Raw genomic sequence first — 21,306 nt, forward strand, 5'->3', positions numbered from 1 at the left:
AAAAGGTGATATATTATGAAAAAAACTGTCCATGTCGTTGGTGCGATTATCGAAAATGAAAAAAATGAAATCTTCTGTGCCCTAAGAAGTCCAGAAATGGATTTAGCAAATCACTGGGAATTTCCTGGTGGGAAAATTGAAATTGGAGAAACACCTGAACAAGCGTTAAAACGAGAAATTCAGGAGGAATTTGCTTGTACGGTTCAAGTAGGTGCAAAAGTAGAAGATACAACATATGAATATGAAAGAGTAATTGTTCGACTCGAAACATACAAAGCAAAATTAGAAGAAGGACAACCAAATGCATTAGAACATGCTGCCACAAAATGGGTTACGCGAGATAAACTTACACAGTTGAATTTCGCCCCTGCGGATGTCCCTGCAGTAATGAAGATTACAAATGAAGCAAAATAAATGAATGAAATGATGTGAATTTATATGGAGCAATTGCAACTGATTCAAAAAATCGAAAACTCTCTTTACAAGGGGTTTATAGATCAAAACAAGACTGTCACTGCACAATTTAAACCAAAACTTCTAACAAACAAGCATCATGAAACTGTCTTATCGACAATACTTCAAGAATTAAAAACATGTAAGACATTTATTTTTTCAGTCGCCTTTATTACTGAGGGGGGTTTAGCAACCTTAAAAACAATGCTTTACGACTTAAAGCAAAAAGGAATTAATGGGCGCATTTTAACGTCAACGTTTCTAAACTTTAACCAGCCGAAAATGTTTAAAGAGCTTCTTAAACTTGAAAACGTTGAAGTGCGAGTAACTAGTGAAAAAGGTTTTCATTCAAAAGGCTATATTTTTGAACATCAAGACTACTACTCTTTAATTGTCGGAAGCTCCAATTTAACTGATAGTGCTTTAAAAGCAAACTATGAGTGGAATGTATTTTTAACTTCATTAGTAAATGGAGAAATTATTAATCAATTAAAAAATCAATTTGAAGATGCTTGGAATAAAGCGCTTCCTTTAAAGGAAGAATGGATTGCTAATTACAAACAACATTACGAGTTACAGCCTCTTGTTAAATATACTACTTCGAATACATTAGAACTAAATGCTGAATATTTAACAAATACGCTTAAAGAAAGCTTAGCAATTCAACCAAATAAAATGCAAACAGCTGCATTAGAACAATTAAATACGCTTCGTGCAACAGGCGCTAAAAAAGGATTAATTATCTCTGCAACAGGTACAGGTAAAACGTATTTATCTGCTTTTGATGTTCGAAGCTTTTCACCTAAAAAAATGCTATTTATTGTACACCGTGAGCAAATCTTAAAGAAAGCGATGCAAGATTATCGGAAAATTCTTGGTGGAAATGAAGATGATTTTGGCATTCTTTCCGGTACTTCAAAAGATGTTCATGCTAAATACTTATTTGCAACAATCCAAACAATTTCAAGGGACGGATACTTACAACAATTTTCGAAAGATCAATTTGATTATGTGTTGATAGATGAGGTTCATAAAGCAGGTGCTGAATCCTATTTAAAAATTATCAATTATTTTACTCCAAATTTCTTACTTGGTATGACCGCAACACCTGAACGAACAGATAGATTCAATATTTATGAGTTGTTTGATTACAACATCGCCTATGAAATCCGTCTACAAGCAGCCCTTGAAGAAGAGATGCTCTGCCCTTTCCATTATTTCGGTGTTTTGGACTACGAAAAAGATGGAATAACTATTGATGATGCAACAGAACTTCAAAAATTAGTATCTTCTGAACGTGTAAAACATATTATTGAAAAGATTAATTATTATGGCTATTCAGGTGATCATATTCGCGGATTAATGTTTTGTAGTTCCAAAGAGGAAGTTCATGAACTTTCTACTTCTTTAAACAGTGAAGGTCTTAAAACAATTGGTTTAACTGGTGATAATTCTCAAAATGAACGCGAAGAAGCAATTCAAAAATTGAATAGTGGTGAACTGGAGTATATTTTAACAGTTGATATTTTTAACGAAGGCATTGATATCCCATACTTAAATCAAATCGTAATGCTTCGCCAAACGCAATCGAGCATTATATTTATACAACAGCTTGGTCGTGGTCTACGTAAACACAATTCTAAAGAGTATGTAACAATTATTGATTTTATTGGAAACTATAAAAATAACTATCTAATTCCGATCGCACTCTCTGGGGACCAAACTATGAACAAAGATAACATCCGCCGAAAAACGGTAAATACAGAATATATACACGGTGTATCGACGATAAACTTCGAGGAAATTGCCAAAAAGAAAATTTTTGATGCTATTAACAATACAAATTTATCGACATTAAAAACTTTACGGGATGCTTATACAGAAATGAAAAACCGTTTGGGTCGAATCCCTTTCCTCATTGACTTTATTGAGCAAAACTCAATCGACCCCGAAGTTATTATAGGGTATGCAGATAACTATTATAGTTTCATATTGAAAATGAAAGAGTCCATTCCTTCTCTCACTGAATACGAACTTTCTGTTTTAACAATGTTTTCAAAAGAGTTTTTGAATGGAAAACGAATACACGAAATTCTTTTAATTGAAACGTTACTTTCTGATGAATCTATTTCAAGAGAGTCTTTCGTTCGAAAATTAGAGGAATTTGGAACATATACAGATGATGCAACAATTCAATCAGTTGAAAACATGTTCTCACTAAAATTCCATGTTCAAAATGACGTGAAAAAGTATAAATTTAAGCCAATTATTGAAACCTCTGATGGACACTATCAATTTAACAAGGAAATTCAAGAAAGTTTGAGAAATTCGTATTTCAAAGGATATATTGAGGATATTGTAAAATGCGCTTATGAAAAAAATAAAAAGTATGATAAAACAAAAGCATTGACGTTATTTGAAAAATATTCCCGTCGTGATGCTTGCCGATTATTGAATTGGCCACATGATGATTCATCAACCATTTACGGTTACCGCGCAAAGCATAACACTTGTCCAATCTTTGTTACATATCATAAAAAGGATGAAGTCGAAACAAGCCAAGCTTATAGTGATGAATTTTTAGCACCCGAATTATTTAGATGGTTCACCCGTAATCGCTTAACACTGGAGTCCAGTGAAGTAAAGAACATATTAAATTATAAAAAGTCAGGGATGGAAATTCATCTATTTACGAAAAAAGATGACGGTGAAGGCACAGATTTCTATTACCTGGGCCAGGCAGACATTGCAGATGGTAGTGCAAAAAACGAAGTAATGCCTGATGGGAAAGGAAATCATCTATCAGTCGTTACAATGAATTTAATACTAAAGCAACCTGTACATTATGATATTTATCATTATTTAGTTGGTGAATAGAAGTTAAACTCGAAGTGAATTAATTGCTTCGGTTTTTCCCATCTTTATTTCTCCCTGCTTATACAAAGCATAAATTTTTTAAATAATAATAATGGAGTGAGACAATGACACACTCCATTATATATTATTTTTATTTAAACTTATTTTAGTAAATACTCAATCCGCACTTACATATGATAAGGTTTATCGAAAATAATGAAAGTGCAGTTCTCTTCTGAGTTCATATCTATTTATATCCATTCACCGTAGCCATTTTTCTCTGTGATTTAGCTTTTTTAATTTCTAATTCCCATTCTTTAACTTTTTCGCTATTAGGATTATCATTTATTTTCTTTTGGAATATCTTTATATGTCTATTAAGTTTTCAGCCAAACTAAACTTATGGAGACGGCGGGAGTCGAACCAACCGTCGTGGGATATTGTTAAATCAATGCTTGCGGGGGCATTTGATTTTTTTGACTACGTTTTTGACTACGTTTAACATATAACATTACATTTTATAGCCCCTAATTCCTTAACACTGCATATTATTTCTTTCAATGCCCACATCAACTGCTGCGTTGAAAATAATCCAGTTTTCTTCTGTAGAAGGCAGAAAACTTTTCTCACATGGATGTCATCTACTTAGAAATAGGAAGATTCTAAAATGATATACGTATAAAAACCATCACCCACCTCATAATTAAATGAGGTGGGTGATGGTACGATGAATATTGTTATAGGAATAACCCTCAAAATATCTTTCAAATAAAGTATATTGTTTTATGGATATACCACCATTAATAATACTGCTCAATATAGCTATATGCTTTATCAAATACTTCTTTATCCTTAATCTTGTACTTAATCCAGATGACACTGCGAAGCGCCTTCTTTACTTCATTTTTACCTGTAGTAGTTCTTTGCCATCCGTCGAAACGTACAATTTTTACGATGTCGTCTATATCGGCAACAATACGCTCAACAATGATAGGAGTTTTATCATTTTTAACGCCTTTAAAGAGCTCTGTGAGTGCTGATTTACCACGGTCGATTTCTTCTTCAGGCACAACTTCCTTCTCTGCCTGCGCTGCCTCTCTTGCGAGTTCAAGCAGGAGCTTCAGGAACTCTATGCTAGTAATAAGTCCTTGTTCATGGCGGTCACGGAGTTCTTCCAGCTTCTCTCCTAGCTTTACGAATTTAGGGTCATTTGTATGTTCACGAATCTTAGCAACCAGATCGATTTCTACCTTCATGGTTGTCTTTTTAACATCCCTCTGCTTACGGATAAATTCGTCTATCAGGTTTGCATCAAGCGTAAGAATATCAAGGTCATCATGAACCTGGCCAACTTCGATGTTTGCGTGAACAAGTTCCAATGTCTTAGCACCAAGAGCTGCCCATACAAGTGCACCACGATTGTCTGTTGGCTTTACAGATTCATAAACTTTACTAAGCCATACATAGTCGAATTTGTATTTATCAAGGAATGGATCAGGAGACAGCGCATCCCAGGCTCTATTCAGAACACGATAATCTGCTGCGAACTCATCCTTATCCTTATTTTTAGGAATACACTCCTGTGCAGCCAGTAAACCTTCCCAGCCTTCAACAGTACGGTCAACACCCATAAAGTAACTGAGGCATTTTCTAAGAAGGGCAGGAATCTGCATCTTTACTTCTTCGATATTAGTAATAACCTTCTTCATGCTGGCTTCATCAAAGTCCAAAGCCTTAGCGACATTATCAAAAATACCGATATAGTCTACGATTAATCCATGTGTCTTGCCTTCATCATAGGTACGGTTTGTACGACAGATGGCCTGTAGAAGGTTATGATCCTTCATCGGCTTATCCAAATACATCGCCTGAAGAATAGGGGCATCAAACCCTGTTAAAAGCTTTGCAGTTACAATGACGAACTTCAGAGGATTACCCTTATCACGGAACTGATCCAAAACCTTTGCTTCCTCATCACGGCTGCGGCGATACTTCTTATAACGGTCTTCCTTATCATTGTTGGTATCCATTACGATTGTGGTTGCATCAGGAGGAAGCAGCTTATCCAGCTCTTCCTTGTACTTAAGGCAACACTCACGGTCGTATACAACAATCTGGCCTTTGTAACCGTTAGGCTCAATCTTCTCTTTGTAATGTTTTACGATGTGTTCACACACTTTACGGATACGCTTAGGGTCATACATAATTGCCTTCATATTTACGCGTTTGGACAGCTCTGCACGGTCAGCATCTGATAGCGTTTCTGTAAGAGCATCAAACTCCGCATTTACTTTATCCTTATCAACATGGAGGTCAACTGGAACCGGCTCGAAGTTAAGAGGAAGAGTCGCATTATCTCTGATGGAATCAGAGAAGGTATATCGACTCAAATATCCGCTCCTATCTTCGGTTGCGCCAAAAGTACGGAATGTATTCTTATCAATACGGTTAATAGGCGTACCGGTAAGTCCGAAGAAGAATCCATTTGGTAACGCTGCACGCATCTTTTCACCAAGATCACCTTCTTGTGTGCGATGAGCCTCGTCGACCATGATGATAATGTTATCTCTAGGATTAAGAACACCTTCCACATCGCCAAAGCGGAAGATAGTCGTAATAGCAATCTTACGAATGTCCTGCTTGAAGAAGTTCTCAACCTCTTCTTTAGAAGCAAGTGACACTAGGTTCGGAACATCTGAAGCATTAAAGGTTGCTGTAATCTGTGTTTCAAGGTCAAGACGATCATCAACGATTACTACGGTCGGATTCTTAAGCTCAGGAATCATACGAAGCTTCTGTGCCGCAAATACCATAAGCAATGACTTACCAGAGCCCTGGAAATGCCAAATAAGGCCTTGCTTAGGATATCCAGCAACAACACGCTGTACGATAAGGTTAGCTCCTTCATATTGCTGATAACGGCAGATGATCTTGTACTTTACATGCTTCTTGTCTGTTGCAAAAAGGGTAAAGAACTGGAAAATATCCATAATCTTCTCAGGCGTAATCATATCTCCTACACTGACTTTAACATCGGCAAGACTACCTTCTGACTTATGGTCAGGAGTATGCCAAGGTCCCCACATGTTGATTGGCATTCCAACAGAACCATAGCGATAGCATTTACCTTCTGTAGCGAAGTTGAAGACATTAGAAACAAACATCTCAGGTATGCTCTTTTCGTAGGAAGATATATCACTGGCAGCGTCTAACCAAGTTATCGCATTGCGAACCGGAGTCTTGAGCTCACCGATAGCAATCGGGAAACCATTGATCAGCAAAACGATATCAAGTCGCTTTCCATCTTCCTTTTTGGGATAAACCCACTGGTTCGTGACGACGTATTCGTTAAGTGCAAGATCTTCCTTTTTCATTGTGCCGAAAAAGCGTATCGGAATCATTCGACCATCTTTCCCAAAAGGATAGGCGTTTTCCTCAAACACTATCTTCTTAAAAAGCTCATTCTGGGTGATAAGGTTACGCGGCTGCACCGATAGAATGATTGTACGCAGTTTGTATATGACTTCATCTGCACGGGATGGTTCTTCTGCAATTTCTGGATTCAGGCGGATAAGGGCATCTTTGACCATAGGCTCTACCATGACATCGGAATAATCTCGAGACAGCTCTTCTGCAGGGATGTAGTTCCACCCATTTCCTTTAAGAGTTGAGATTACCATCTGCTCCATTGTATTATCTTCGTTGAACATAAACATTTCCTCCCATCATTAAGTTTTTCAAATCCGTGCCGGACAGCATCTTTGCGTCAGCCAGGCACCTCGATTCTTTGGATTTAACCAAGGTTTTCAGAAATTATCTTCTTAAAGGTGGCAGTTAACTCTGCGAGCGCTTGTTCCAGTTCAAATTTTGATTTATCGCTCTGCTGGACAAAGGCTGCAAATTGCTCTTGCAGGGCCAGTGGTGGTAGCGATATCTTATAATCAGCCAAGTACGAAATAGGAACTCTCCGCTGTCCGCCTGTGCCAGTCATAACTTTTTCAGCATCAGTTCGGAATTTGCTAAACATCGTAATGATGTATAACCAGTATGGATTGCTTTTCCCGACTATAGGACGTAGTACATGGAACTCCGTAGAGCCAAAGGCGGCACCATTTTTCAGTCCTACAGCCACACCGCCCTTGCCATTTTCCATACAAGGCGTAATTTTTGCAAACAAAACATCATTCTCTGCAAAATATGTGAAACCCTTGCATACTTCTGGATATGGACGCCAGATACTTGTATCTACAATGCCTTTTTCGCTAACTGATGGCATAGCTACAAATGAATATTCCGCTTCCGTATCCATGTCTTTCGGACGTCTTGGATTAAGTTCGCAACATTCCCCAAGTGTAGTGAGTCCCCAGCCTTTTTCATCAGCTCCGGGTATTCCAAACATCTCGATAAATTGAGCTTTCACTAACTCGTCCGTTTTCAGCAGTAACTTCTGGTAGGATCTCTTTGTGGCATACATAGCCCACAGCACCTTGGCAAGCTCGTGCTGTTTTTCAATGTCAGGCAATTCAAACTCATAATCTGCAAGATCTGAGAACAGTACATATGGATTTGTTGAACCTTTTGACTTCATAATTGACCATTGCGTAAATCCTTCTGAGAGCATAACAAATGGCAGCAATTCTTGAAGAAACTTTTTTTCATCACTAGTTTCAAGGACGAATGTAGTGTTAGCAGTTACGCCATCAAAGTCCGCTACAGCGACCTTCTTTAAATACGTTCTCCTGGAACCATATAATACCTGTCCTGCTTTAAACTCTCTGATAAACGCCGGTCCAACGTCATCAGTTGCAAATTTCCCTCTACGATGAATTTCAAGGTCTTCAGAATCCATATGATTACCAGCAACATAGAACTCGTAAGGATTATTATTTCGGTCTACCTTGTTTTTTACATCTGTCACTATATCTCCGAATCTTACTTTACTCACATTCTTAGACCTCCATTTCCATCATAGCATGTAACTTTGCATAACTTTGTTTCGCAGTTTCAGATAACCCTCTCCAGTTCTCATAGCGTTCTTGCACAGAACGCTCATCAACTTCACCCTCTCGTAGAGAATGCTTGATGTAAAGGGGAATACTGAGAGAAAAGTTATTATCTTCAATATCTTTGAGAGTAACGACCTTTGCAAAATCCGGAACGTCTTCATATTTGTTGTAAGCCAAAGCGATTTTCTGGATATGGTTATCTTCTAGATAGCTCTGAGCATTTTTTCTCCCCACTTCATTGATAGCATTGATTAGGAGGACCTTTCCTCTACGTTCTGGCCTCTTGTAGGTTCTACAGATTACAACGCACGCTTCCATACTCGAGTTATAGAACAAATTGGGCCCTAAACCTATAACACATTCTAACAAGTCGTTTTTCACAAGTTTTTCGCGCATTGCACTTTCTTCATTTCTAAAAAGAATTCCATGTGGAAGGAGAATAGCACAACGTCCAGTGTCTTGCTTTAAGCTTTTTAGGATATGCTGGATAAAGGCATAGTCAGCACGACCTTGTGGGGGTATACCCAGGAAGTTACGTCCATATTTATCGCTTGCAAATGCTTCTCTGTCCCACTGACTAATTGAATACGGGGGATTAGCAAGAACCATATCGAATTGTTTGATCATTCCGTTTTCTACAAAATATGGTGATTTTAAGGTGTCACCATTCACAATATCAAAGTCCTTCACACCATGAAGAAAAAGATTCATCTTGCCAATTGCAGAGGTTAGTACGTTGATTTCCTGACCGTAAATAGCAACGTTTCGCCATTCTTTTTTCTGCTGCTTTAGGTACGCAATAGCAGAGATTAGCATGCCGGCACTGCCGCATGTCGGATCATAGATTGACTCGCCAGATTCTGGCTTGAGCATTTCTGTCATCAGATGGACTACGGTACGATTCGTATAGAATTCCTGAGCTGTGTGACCGCTGTCGTCAGCAAACTTTTTGATCAGATATTCGTATCCCTGTCCAAGTTCGTCCTCAGGACAGTTTTCGATAGACAATGTCTTAGTGCTGAAGTGCTCGATGAGCTCTTTCAGCAGACGATCTGGTAAACGGTTCTTGTTTGTCCAGGTACCATCACCAAAAACGCCTTGCAGTTTATCTAAATTTGCATTTTCTATCTTACGGAATGCGTCTACAATGGCAACACCGACATTTTCCGAAACCGCTCGAACATCATTCCAGTGGGCACCTTTGGGCACCTGAAAGCGGTGATTTTCCTCAAACTCCAGAGCTTCTTCGTCACCATATTCTTCTATGATCCGCTGACACTCTTCATCATAAACGTCACAGATGCGTTTGAAGAACAGTAACGGGAAAATGTATTGTTTATAGGACCCCGCATCTATACTGGTACGGAGAAGAACAGCAGCATTCCATAGATAGGACTGCAGTTCTTCGATTGTTATGCGTTTACTCATTGACGTATCCTCCTTCCATGAGAAGATTTCTCATTGTTTTCTCTGCCTCCAGCATTTCATTAAAGACTCCGAAGTATTGCTTGCGTACTTCAGCCGGAGGAACGATTTCTTGTGCTTTCTTTTCGATATAGTTGTTAATAGCTAAGGTGTAGTCTTTTTTTCTTACATCTGGGATAGTGACAACCTTCACCTTATCGATAACATCTTCGTAGTCTGTGTAGAGTTTGTAGACCTTGTTGATATCATCTTCCGTCATTATGTTTTGTGCCCGCTGCGGGGTATAGATGTCAGAGGCATCGATCATGCATATACGCCCTTTGTGGTCGTTCTTTTTATCGTTATTTAGAAGAAGAATACAAGCCGAGACACCCGTGGCGTAAAAGACACCACCTACCAATGTAATTATACATTCCAGCTTATCCGATTCAACGAGCTGCTTGCGAATTTCGCCTTCTTTGCCGCCTCGGAATAACACGCCCTGCGGCAGAACAACTGCACATCGACCGGTCTTCTCATTCATTGATTTCACCATATGCTGCAACCATGCATAGTCGGCATTTGAATCCGATGGACAGCCCCACATGTTTCTACCATATATATCTGAACTAAACTGTTCGGCGCCCCAGCTCTTCAGGGAAAACGGTGGATTTGCAACGACACAGTCAAAAGTCTTCAACTTGCCACCTTCATGATAATTCGGAGAGTGAAGAGTGTCACCCTGCGTTACCTTAAAGTCCTTTGCTCCATGTAAAAAGAGGTTCATTCGGGCGATTGCGGAAGTGGATAGATTTTTCTCCTGACCATAGATGCGACCGTATGTCAATTTATCATCCTTCATATAACGGATGGCTTCAATCAGCATGCCGCCTGTTCCGCAAGCGGGGTCATAGACCATTTCTCCAATCTTGGGATCCATCAGCATGATAAGAAGTTTAACAATGGAACGCGGGGTATAGAACTCACCTGCGTTTTTCTTGGACAGATCGGCAAACTTCTTAATAAGGAATTCATAGCTATCGCCCATAACGTCTGCAGAGTAGTTAGTATTACCGACTTTTATCTTGGACATATGCTCAATGAGGTTTTTCAGTCGCTCATCGGATAGCTTCGTTTTGTCAGTCCAGTTGGCATCATCAAAGCTACTGAACACACCACTTAAAGTATCTGGGTTAGCACTCTCAATTCCATTCATCGCTTTGACGATTGCGACACCTACGTTTTCGCTGGCCTCACGGACATTCTTCCAGTGGCACCCTTCCGGAATGTCGAAGCTGTGGTTTTCCGGAAAACTAGCATATTCTTCATCGCCTCCAGAGCGCTCAAGGGCATCTTGTGTTTCTTCATCGTAGACATCACTAATTCTCTTGAAGAAAAGGATAGGTGTCACATAGCTTTTGTACTCATCTTGGTTTATTGGTCCTCGAAGAATATTACAAGCCTCAAAAAGGTGATTAAATAACCGCTGACTAGTTGTTTCTTCGTTTGTTGGAATGGAGTCTTTTAATTCTTTATCCGCTGTTTCTACAGAGGACTGAATCATAGCATTTCGATCTCCTGTCTCAACTTTAATTTCTTTGCGTCTTTCGATACCAATACTACCATCGGCATTTAATTTTTCCATCTTGGATGGATACTTGTTTTCAAACTCTACAAGTATCTTTAGCAGACGCTCATCAAGGAAGGTCAAAGCGTGTTTTCTAATATCTGTAGGTATCCCGTAGTAAGCTTCTGCAATGCCCCCTGTAACGGCAGCAAGGGTATCGCTATCACCGCCGATAGATATTGCATTACGAATTGCATCTTCAAAATTCTTTGACTCGAAGAAAGCTTCCAATGCTTGAGGCACTGTATCTTGACAACTTTCGGTAAACTCATAGCTGTCACGGATTTCATCAAGAGTAAAATTCAGTGGGTAATAGTTCTTCGTAATGTAGTCACGAATCTCAAGTAGGTTCTTTCCAGAGCAAGCGAGGAAGATAGCAACTGCTGTTGCTTCAGCACCTTTTAATCCCTCTGGATGATTGTGCGTTACTTCGGTCACTGCTTTGGATAGCTGTTTAGCCTCTTCCAGGCTGTTGGCCACGAAACCACACGAACTGACACGCATTGCCGCTCCATTTCCGTAGCTTCCATAAGGCTTCGGATTATCAGAATGTATCCAGCCTCTGAATCGACTACCATATCCGCAATTCGGATAGTGCACTCCGATACTTTGCATATACTTCACAGCATTTTCAGACAGGTCACTATAATCTGCTTTGCTTTCCAACAGAGCTTTAGCTATAGCTAAAGACATGATGGAGTCATCTGTAACACTGCATTTATAAGTCAGGAAGTCAAACTGCTTGCTCCTGTTATTATTCCATTCGAAACGAGAACCGACTATGTCCCCGATAATAGCTCCTAACATAATGTACCTCCTATTTATAATAAGACAGTAACTGATCGAGTGTTAATGAAAGTCCACATGCGTCCAGCGCTGTCTTACGGTCTTCGTATATTTTTGTAACAATAGGTATTTTATCTTCAAATTTCCCGTAATGAAGAAGATTATGACAGTGGCTACAAAGTGAAACCATGTTCTCCAGAACATCGAGTGAATATGGAAACTCTCTATATTTGCATATCGGGATTAAATGATGAGGCTCAGTGTAAGGCTTTCCATTCTTGCGAAGGAAGGTACGGTCAGTTGGATCATACTCACACAAGAAATCTGCTTTAAGCAGAGCATCTACAGCGCGCTTTGGATTTCGCGCCGGTTTCTCTCTCCCTGTAGCTGATGAAGTTGTTGTTGCCTGCTTCTCCCGAATACCACTCCAAGTTGGCTTTGCTATTGAAGCAGACTCTTCTGCTAACTTATTGATAGCATCTTTCTCAAACTCATCGTATTCAGATTCTTTATCTTCAATTACACTATTAAGGGCATCCTCTAATACACCAAGAATTTTTGCATCCGTCTGTTTCTTTTTAATTTCGGTAAGAAGATAAATCGCATATTCATCATGAAGATGATTCATGTACTTTCCCTGACTAACGGCTCCATTTACATTGAATACTCCACCAGCGTTGTGGTGAGCTGCAATCCATTTTGAATGATCATTAATTTTTATGGGGTTTACATCCAAATACTCGACGTCCACCTTATAACCATTAGTGCTCCAGCCGCCGCTTACTCCCACGGTAAAAGCAACTGGCTTAGGACTATCGTAACAATCTGTAGCAGCTATCCCGATGGAGACAATACTTCCCTTACAATGGTTAAGTATAGTGTCACCCTTTCTTACTTGCGACATAGTTGTATATCCAGGAATTATAGCTTTATTTCTTGCCACTTTCGGTGACCAAACAAAACCACCAGTGCGTTCCTCTTTATATGTTTTAGACTGTACTACATAAAACACCGCCATAATTTAACCTCCAATCAGAATTCTCGTAGCTTATCCACGGCCTCATTCCAGCGATTTTCAGCAGCTACAATGGTTTCCTTATAGATTATCAACTCTTTTGTGTATTCATCAGCCTTCCTTTGCTGTTCTTCTATAGAAGGAAGAGGTATTTCTAAAGCATACAAGTCTTTATAGCTGATATTAATTATTACGCTTCCTTGTTGCACACTACTTATCATCTTTTCACCAAGCGGGCTATCTAAAAACAGTTTTAGATAAGTACTGTTAAGCATCTTAGTTTCCGGGCGAATCACAATTATATTTGATGAAGCGATGCAAGGATAACTTTGCTCTTGGAAGATGGCAGTTCTAATTGCTGTACCTCTTGCAGGTATGAGCACATCGCCTTCTTTAAGCAAGTAATTTTTAATCTTACGTTCTTCTTCATCAAAGTGATCAAGGCTATCATAATCAATGTCGTATTCTCCAACATTCGAGATGTTTACAACACCAATGCTTCCGGTTGGATCTTTCTTTGATACTGATTTCCCACGGAAAATTTCTGCAACATCTCCCATTGCTACTTTACGAACAGACGACTCTTGGAATTTAAGCCACTCTTCATCTTGTTGTGAGAAAATTTTGTTTATGTTCCAGTCACCAAGTTCATCAAGCTCATCTGACATTACAAACGTCTCTTCTTCTATAACAAGTTCGTCTGCTATATCACGCCTATTTTTACGCTTCTCAGCTTTGTAACGACGAACTGTGACATCATCATCACCAGGCTTAGTATTAACAACATCAATGAGGTAAGTTTTAATTCCCGTTCCTTCAAAGGTTCCTTCCGGAAGCTCAGCAATTTCCTTAACACGATAAGTCTGTTGCACAAACCTCCTAAGCTCACCGTTCTTTCCTTGAGCGTATGTGATTCTTGCTGGCATTGTGATTACAAGCTCGCCACCAGCAGTTGTATGCAGAAGCAAGTTTTCAAGCGCTACAGCATCTGGATCTCTACACATGAAATTCTCATCTTCTGCAAGGTTTCTCGTTCCAAAGTTAGGAACAGAGAATATTAGGTCATAGCGGTTGGTTGTAAAGCCATACTGATATATGCTGGCATTCAATATCTCTACATTCTTGTATCCAGCAAAAATCTTGTTAATTACATGAAGACTGATTGTATCTTCAGTTGTGATGGTGAAATTGCAACCAGGATGTTCATCAACAAACTTCTTTAGGTTAGGGATGAATTTTTCACCTTCAGCAATAAGCACTGTATCTGACTCAAGATTGAAGCGACTATTGTACTCATTAAACAGAGCATTAGATACTGATATATATCTAAATCCTCTAGAACTCTTCGCCATCAAAATCTCCCACTCGAAATCTCCCCTGAAATCACTGCAAGCTTTATATACTCTGACAAATTGCGCCTTATCCTTAAACGGATTAACAATGTCGAGCCTATCAGCCACAGAGAGCATCGTCTCATAAATTCGTTCTTCCGATTCGTCTGATATTTCTCTACTAAGGTACTCTTCCTTAGTTTCAGCCACAAGAAGTGCAGCAGGGACGTAGGAGTCCATCTCCATATACGCTCTGAATAGATTTATGTATTCAAAGGTAGCCTTTTCGCTTTCTTTAACCATGATTTATCCCCCCAATACTCAATTACATCTTTAATTGCACTAAGAATATCACACTAAAATTCCGCCGTCAACATTTTATCTAATTTTGGTATTCGAATACTAAAATATTTTACGAGCGTAGTTTATTGGTGGTTTATGCTCTTCGTTAGAAGGTATTACTACTCAAACCGCAACAGTTATCTATTTTCAACCATATAGAAAAACAATAGTTCTCTAACTTACACTAATTCCGTGTAAAGTAAGGCCCCGTGAACAAAAAACATTAATATAGCAAAAATACAAAAATTTTCTGGAGGGCACCCAGTACTTTTATTTATTCTATTATTTGAAGAAAAGAGCCCTCGGGTAACCATTTTAAGAATTCATGAGTTTTCTAATCGTTACGTTTACTATAAGAAAAAGTCTCTATTAAAGTCTGGCCGCCTATGTTCGACGTAAAACTTACCTAAAACTATTTAGAATAAGCTCTTCAAGTTAATCCTAATCTGGTGACAATTAATTGATTCAAGCTACATGTGCTAAATAAGCAAGCTATCCAAAAAAACATCAGATAGCTTGCCACTTGTCGTGCGTGCTGTGAGGTGCGCTTATTTTTTGAATTCGAGCTTACAATGTGTAGAATCATTCAAAGTTCTACCGTATCCTATGTATACTCAGAAAAAGCTCACAATCCCTTTCATATCATGGATTGCGAGCTAATAAAAATTTCTTATCGTAACCCAAAATAACCCAAAGATACCAGCAACCAGGTTTGAATCAGCTGTAAAAATATAGATATTATAAGGTTTCATGAATGTAATGTATAAAATATTTATTGGTTTATTTAGTTGATTATCGGTTTACTTGAATTATCTTTCTGATGAAACATACAAAAAAGTACCTATTTTTTTGACCATTAGGTTATGGTTAAATAGGTACTAACTCTTATTTTTATAATGTCTAACTTTCTCTAATTAAATTGCTATTCAAAACATTTACACCGATATGATAGAAATCTGCGGAGCCATCCTCCTCATTCACTACATACGCAAATAGATACCCCTGATTTGCCATAAATATTTCATGCTCCATGTATTCTTTAATAACTAACCTTCGATCACTTTCTTCTGTTATCTCTTCGTCATCTGCCATTGCGTCAGCAAAAATATCCTTTGGTACACAGAGATAACTTTTAGTAACAATCACCTTTTCAAAGCTAGATACTTCATGCTCACATTGAATTTCAATTTGTTTTCCTACCATATAATATGAAAGTAGAACATGATAAACAAGTAACCCATTTTTGTCTAAATCTGAAATTATACCTTCATCTACTTCAGATAATTCTTCTTGATAAATAGAAAGAGGATTTAAGCTATTTGTTTTCAGGATTTTCTCTTCACTGAAAGCAGTTATAATGTTGTCTTTCAATCTAATTGCTTTCATTAAATCAATTGCTAATTTCTCACTTCTTGTTAAAAATGGAATAATACCATTACTATTTTTATCCCATAAACGTAAATCCTTGGTCTTTTTCGGCATTTAACGTAACTCCCTTATGATAGACTTTTTTCGTGGGAAATAAGGTATTTCTAAAACAGAAAAAGCAGAATACCCCTAATATCGCAATTTGCTATAATGAATTACTATTTCTAATTCCGTTCACATCGACTAATATCCTTTAAGATTAAAAATCGTATGAAACCCACAATGTAGATGAAAATTATTTTATAAAAAAAGAGTTGTAACAAATAAGCACCCATCCTTACTAACCCATGTATTAACTAGCTCTTCATTTTCTCGCATTAACGGCTTTTTTATTGGACATTCTACGTTTTATTTATACTTCCCTATTTTAGTTGTTCTTGATAATGTTTAAGCTTTTCATATAAAGTTGATTTTTTCATATCAACTTTAATCATAAATTCCTTTATAGAATAGACTTAAAGAAGTATGAAATGAAAGAGGGGGAAAATGCAAGTAACAACTTATATAAAAAAGTTCGACAAGATCGAGATGTTTCGATTTTGTCGAACTCTATAGGACACCAATCCTTTTAAAAATCCCTTAATAAATCTAATACATCCTCACGCTTTTCAAAGATAGTAGCTTGAATACATAGCCCAGTTGTGGCATGTTTATACACCCGAAGCGTTTCTTCTACTATAATTAAGCCAATATGCCACTCCATCTCAGGTGTAACAATTGCCAATAAAATCGTATTCCTCTTATCGCCTGTTTTAATCTCCGGTATCAAATTCTTTAGAATAAAGTTACGCACGTCTTTCGAAAACTCTTTCTGTAAATGGATCGTGTAAAACATGACATCTTCAACTTTGTCATACCCCCTATAGAGCTCAAATTCATGAGTAGCATTAACGATTTCCTGTTCTATACCTATGCTTGGGAACATGTTACATTGAACTTTGATATCATTCGATTCTCTTTCATTTAAATTAATTGTGTTAGGTTCATGAAATATAGAGCTATTGCCATCTGAGATATACTTTGAAAGAATATTATAGGCAATCAATGTCCATATATGTTCCATGTATGGCTGCTCGATAAAATAGTGCAATTTCCCTTTCGATAAATATTGATTACCCCCTACTACAAAACTGTGTGTGTTTAATTCAAACATTGTCTCCACTCCTCAGAATAAGATTTGAAGTTGTTAACAAACGAAAAGCCTACAAACAATCTAAACCAGTTTGTTAACTCTGTCTTATATATCCAAAAGCAAAAGATATATTTTAAGTAGCCTATATCCTGCTTTGATATATAATGTAGCTCGACAAAAGTTTCCAAAATAATAAAAAAGAGAGCACAGATTTGCTCTATCTCTCTGAAAGTGCTTATTAAGCTTGTAAATGGATGGTGCTTGAATTTCTGTTCATCTTGATGTACTTTCTTCCTACTGAAAATAAAAAAACTCTATAAATATTTTTACTTTAATATTTGTTGCCCAGTATCAAAAATCCAAGCAAATCTTTACAGATTTTTCTTACTCATTAATCTAGCAAATCGTGTAAACTGCGGTTTAAATGCTAACATACCATCCTTATTTTTCGGGTTTATATCAATCAGTGGGATTGATGTTTTTTTATAGCCTACGTTTAAATTAGGAATCGGTAATTTAACTTCACCATTCATGTATCTTTCTAAATTTAGCGATAATATAAATTTTTCCCTCTTATCATCACATAAACAGCTTCCTGCATACTCATCCTGAAGCAAGATATACATAAATTCATATTTAGAAACACTGGATTACTCTCCATCTTGTACCTCCGTAGTGTCTGTTCTTATACTTATGTATATTGTAACTAGTTCGTTTATAAGCGATAACTTTTGAAACGATTAATTTTGAAAACTTCCTGTAGCCCCAGTTACAGCAACGTTTTAATTGCTTTTATAAAGAAGTTGATAACTTTTGTCCATTTTGATAACTTTTTCTGATAACTTTTTAATACATAAATTTTATAAGTTTTTAAGGTTAGTTACGTATTAATATAGTTTTATAAATAAACTCCTAAGTTGAAATTATAAACGTAAATCAACTTTTCGTACTATAGTTGTATCTGTTACTAAAATTAAGGATTAATAAATAATTCTTGTTAGGTTTTGTCAATAGAAAGTCAACTAATTTACAACTTAATAGCTTATTGTTAACCTATTAACAACTTTTGAATTATTGTTATATCAATCAAAATAATTTTATAGGTTTTTTAAAGTTTTGTTTACTCTTGGAAATAAATTTTTGAATAGGTTTGGAGTGTTGAGTAGATTTTCTTTGAGGTTAAGATTTGAACAATCTTTTCTATTTGTAGAATAGCTTTAGAAGTTTATATCAGAAGAAATTTAGAAATCCCACAATATGAAAATGGTGTCTTTTAAAAGTGTCAAACTCTATACTTAGATGGTGATATCTATTGTTAAATATTTAATTTATCACTACTACAATTAAAGGAGATGAACAAGCTGGTTTAAAAACAAAAGACCCTCTGATTTTCTCGGTAGGTAAATCACAAAATGGGGATATATTCGTTGAAGTAACCATTTATGAGCGGAAAGATAGAAGAAATATTTCCTATGGCATTATTATAGGGTGAATCGCTAGTTACCAGAAGACTAGGTTACATCTTATATTTTGCAAGTAAGTCCTACTAAATTAGCATACAATCGAAAAACAATTATTATAAAAATCAAAAGAAAAGGCTACCCCTTTTATAAAAAATTTCATGATTTTTATAAAAGAATCTTTCTCTTTTATTCTTTGTTCTTTTCTTTTATAAAGTTTCTAGCAAATGCGGTGCTCTCAGCTATGTTGCTATTTACACAACCCACACCAGTTACATCAGCTGAAGAGACCACTGGCACTTCAACAGCACAAATCGTTTAAAAATGTTACTCATACTATCACGGCATTAATTAATATACTGATATTATTTTGTAACTCCCATTTTTGTACTTCAGTAGTAAATAATTGTTTTATTATTAGCAAAAAGATAGCAAGATTGTAAAAAGTAATCCTGCTATCTGAAATTTATTGCTACTTCTTTTAAAATATTTTCGGGTTCAATATAGCCTCCACGTCTTTAGAAACAAAAGGTGGTTGATGCTTTATCTCATCATGATAGTGTCTTGCATTCATTTTATGAGAAATGACCTCAAGGTTTTCAGATTTATTATTATATTTATCTCCATCTTTATGGTTGACACAATTAGGATTACCTCCATTTCCAAGAGTAGTTAAGGCAAATGCTCCATATTTAAAAAGTGCCTGTAACTGATGATCAGCAATAATAATCTTTTCGAAATCTCCATTCTTATATATCGTAAAGCATTTGTATCCTCTATTTCTACTCCTTGCTTGACAGCTCTGCATTAACCAATCTCCTTCCGTGGGGTAAAAAGTTCCGTTTTCATAAATAATTCTTTCATTATTAGGTTGTTTTATTTTTTGCAGTTTTATCTTCTTACCTTCTATTATTAATCGATACTTTTTATTATCATACCTAAATACCCCACCACATAGCTGACTTATCAGTATTGTTCTGTAGCCGTAAGTAACAAGGTAGATATCATCAAAAACATATTCTCTCCTTAGGTAGATATCCCAAATTCTTTCCATTCGCGCATTCCAGTTGATAGACTCTAAAATTTGTTGCTCCCTAGCGGAAAGTGCCCCCTCTTTTTTATTAATAGGGTTGCTTGATACGTATTTGAAGTTACTTTTTGTCATTTGTAATCAGTCCTTTTGAGGTAATCAGCTACTTATATCACTATCAAATATGTGTCAGTAATTTACTGCACTCAATTTTCAGAACCCCCTTACCTACTTGCGATTGATGAGCTATTAGCTGGTACCACAATATACTTACTGCTCGAACTGACTGAGAATTTTATCTGTAATTTGCTAGTTTTCATAAAAAAAACAGTTTATTTTTTTGAGTTTTAAAATAAACCTATTTATATCCAATCAATTTTAATAGTTATAAACACTGAGAATAAAAATACCCCTGCAACGCATTTTAAGTCGCCAAATTGACGAGCTTATAAAAGTTACAGGGGTAATTATACCTACGCCCTAAGAGCGATTTATAGCGGAATTAAAGGAGCCGAATATATAACCCTACAATAAATAGTTATTATATACTTGGTACAATTCCTAGAAGCCATCATCCGATGACATGACTAGCAATCAATCTAATAAAATTTGGGGTAATAAATAATTGGAGATATCAATATTAGACCACAAAAATTCCAGTTGAGTGATACCCTTTTTTCCAGATGAAGATTTAGTAATTTCTCCAAGGCAGTATTTCTTCCACCCATTTCCAACCAATATTTTTTCATAATCAGGATTATCAAAGTTAGATATAAGAATAGGAGCTCTACTATTAACTATTAGTTGAGCTAATTCCTTATGATTGACCTCACCATCATACGAAGTAGTCCCGAAATATGGAGGATCTATATATAAAAGAAAATCTGGACGGCGTTTGTATACCTCTAGTACATTTTTATAATCTGTACATAGTACTCTTGTTTTACTCATTGATGGATACAGTTCTTTGAATTTTAGTAAAGATTCATATGAAATACCCATCATTGCATTTGCTTTAGAAAACGCTCTACGATCTGCTGCTCTACTGAATGCTTGAACAATGATTGTAAGTGCTGCGGATTCTACCATCGGTGTACTAGGGTCTACTCGGCGTTTACAAGCACGTTCAAACTCTTCTTTTGATTGAACATAATATTGGTATTGATAAGCTGCATCAATCATTTCCTGTAGTAAGTCTATCTCTGTACAACATGCCATGACATTACAAAAACCTCTGTCAATATCGTTATAAATGACTTCTTCCATGTGTATATCTAAATGTGGGATAAATTTGCACCCACCACCAAACACATCAATGAACCCTATTAACCCATTATCATTTACAAAATCACGCATAATAGGAATAAGTAAATTTAAAAGCTGTATCTTTCCACCAATTGTAGCAAGAGTCTTTACAATTTCAATTTGATGCATAG

General features: G+C 36.8%; 12 protein-coding genes. 2 read left to right on the forward strand and 10 right to left on the reverse strand.

Annotated elements, in window-relative coordinates; genetic code table 11:
* Nucleotides 1–15 precede the first annotated feature (15 nt).
* Both mutT and MKY08_RS18080 read left to right on the forward strand, forming a co-directional pair.
* Nucleotides 16–414 (forward strand): 8-oxo-dGTP diphosphatase MutT, encoded by a 399-nt coding sequence (mutT, locus tag MKY08_RS18075; RefSeq protein WP_069514444.1) that lies wholly within the window; start codon nt 16–18, stop codon nt 412–414.
* A gap of 24 nt (nt 415–438) precedes the next feature.
* A complete protein-coding gene (locus MKY08_RS18080; protein ID WP_069514447.1) occupies nt 439–3,330 on the forward strand; it encodes a DEAD/DEAH box helicase in 2,892 nt (963 codons plus the stop codon).
* A gap of 779 nt (nt 3,331–4,109) precedes the next feature.
* Here the strand turns inward: MKY08_RS18080 and MKY08_RS18085 are convergent.
* The 10 genes from MKY08_RS18085 to MKY08_RS18130 all read right to left on the reverse strand — a co-directional run bounded on the left by MKY08_RS18085 (nt 4,110) and on the right by MKY08_RS18130 (nt 21,304).
* The gene (locus tag MKY08_RS18085) at nt 4,110–7,019 is read right to left on the reverse strand and encodes an HsdR family type I site-specific deoxyribonuclease (protein ID WP_069514450.1); all 2,910 of its coding nucleotides are present in this window, start codon (nt 7,017–7,019) and stop codon (nt 4,110–4,112) included.
* A gap of 83 nt (nt 7,020–7,102) precedes the next feature.
* Entirely contained in the window at nt 7,103–8,254 is a 1,152-nt protein-coding gene (locus MKY08_RS18090; RefSeq protein WP_081328069.1) for a restriction endonuclease subunit S, read from the reverse strand.
* Between the two features lie 4 nt (nt 8,255–8,258).
* Nucleotides 8,259–9,743: a class I SAM-dependent DNA methyltransferase gene (locus tag MKY08_RS18095; RefSeq protein WP_069514452.1), complete on the reverse strand. Its 1,485-nt coding sequence runs from the start codon at nt 9,741–9,743 to the stop codon at nt 8,259–8,261.
* Nucleotides 9,736–12,153 carry an N-6 DNA methylase gene (locus MKY08_RS18100; protein WP_081328070.1) on the reverse strand — a complete coding sequence of 806 codons (2,418 nt, stop codon included), beginning with the start codon at nt 12,151–12,153 and terminating at the stop codon, nt 9,736–9,738. The genes MKY08_RS18095 and MKY08_RS18100 overlap by 8 nt, the downstream gene beginning before the upstream one ends.
* Before the next feature lie 10 nt (nt 12,154–12,163).
* Entirely contained in the window at nt 12,164–13,150 is a 987-nt protein-coding gene (locus MKY08_RS18105) for an HNH endonuclease (RefSeq protein WP_069514455.1), read from the reverse strand.
* Nucleotides 13,151–13,164: 14 nt separating this feature from the next.
* Nucleotides 13,165–14,781, reverse strand: coding sequence for a restriction endonuclease subunit S (locus MKY08_RS18110; protein WP_069514458.1), 1,617 nt, complete (start codon nt 14,779–14,781; stop codon nt 13,165–13,167).
* A 939-nt stretch (nt 14,782–15,720) separates the two neighbouring features.
* Nucleotides 15,721–16,302: a hypothetical protein gene (locus MKY08_RS18115; protein ID WP_069514461.1), complete on the reverse strand. Its 582-nt coding sequence runs from the start codon at nt 16,300–16,302 to the stop codon at nt 15,721–15,723.
* A gap of 514 nt (nt 16,303–16,816) precedes the next feature.
* Entirely contained in the window at nt 16,817–17,401 is a 585-nt protein-coding gene (locus MKY08_RS18120; protein ID WP_069514464.1) for a hypothetical protein, read from the reverse strand.
* Between the two features lie 1,920 nt (nt 17,402–19,321).
* Nucleotides 19,322–20,005 carry an HNH endonuclease gene (locus MKY08_RS18125; protein WP_069514471.1) on the reverse strand — a complete coding sequence of 228 codons (684 nt, stop codon included), beginning with the start codon at nt 20,003–20,005 and terminating at the stop codon, nt 19,322–19,324.
* Nucleotides 20,006–20,464: 459 nt separating this feature from the next.
* Nucleotides 20,465–21,304, reverse strand: coding sequence for a DNA adenine methylase (locus MKY08_RS18130; RefSeq protein ID WP_069514474.1), 840 nt, complete (start codon nt 21,302–21,304; stop codon nt 20,465–20,467).
* Between the last annotated feature and the right edge of the window lie 2 nt (nt 21,305–21,306).

Origin of the sequence: Lysinibacillus sp. FSL M8-0337, from assembly GCF_038593855.1 — a bacterium.
GTDB lineage: Bacteria > Bacillota > Bacilli > Bacillales_A > Planococcaceae > Lysinibacillus > Lysinibacillus sphaericus_D.

Coding starts and splice junctions, on each gene's coding strand:
- MKY08_RS18120 (WP_069514464.1), bottom strand. CDS start 17,401: ATGTTTGAATTAAACACACACAGTTTTGTAGTAGGGGGTAATCAATAT.
- MKY08_RS18095 (WP_069514452.1), bottom strand. CDS start 9,743: ATGAGTAAACGCATAACAATCGAAGAACTGCAGTCCTATCTATGGAAT.
- MKY08_RS18105 (WP_069514455.1), bottom strand. CDS start 13,150: ATGGCGGTGTTTTATGTAGTACAGTCTAAAACATATAAAGAGGAACGC.
- MKY08_RS18125 (WP_069514471.1), bottom strand. CDS start 20,005: ATGACAAAAAGTAACTTCAAATACGTATCAAGCAACCCTATTAATAAA.
- MKY08_RS18100 (WP_081328070.1), bottom strand. CDS start 12,153: ATGTTAGGAGCTATTATCGGGGACATAGTCGGTTCTCGTTTCGAATGG.
- mutT (WP_069514444.1), top strand. CDS start 16: ATGAAAAAAACTGTCCATGTCGTTGGTGCGATTATCGAAAATGAAAAA.
- MKY08_RS18085 (WP_069514450.1), bottom strand. CDS start 7,019: ATGTTCAACGAAGATAATACAATGGAGCAGATGGTAATCTCAACTCTT.
- MKY08_RS18130 (WP_069514474.1), bottom strand. CDS start 21,304: ATGCATCAAATTGAAATTGTAAAGACTCTTGCTACAATTGGTGGAAAG.
- MKY08_RS18115 (WP_069514461.1), bottom strand. CDS start 16,302: ATGCCGAAAAAGACCAAGGATTTACGTTTATGGGATAAAAATAGTAAT.
- MKY08_RS18080 (WP_069514447.1), top strand. CDS start 439: ATGGAGCAATTGCAACTGATTCAAAAAATCGAAAACTCTCTTTACAAG.
- MKY08_RS18110 (WP_069514458.1), bottom strand. CDS start 14,781: ATGGTTAAAGAAAGCGAAAAGGCTACCTTTGAATACATAAATCTATTC.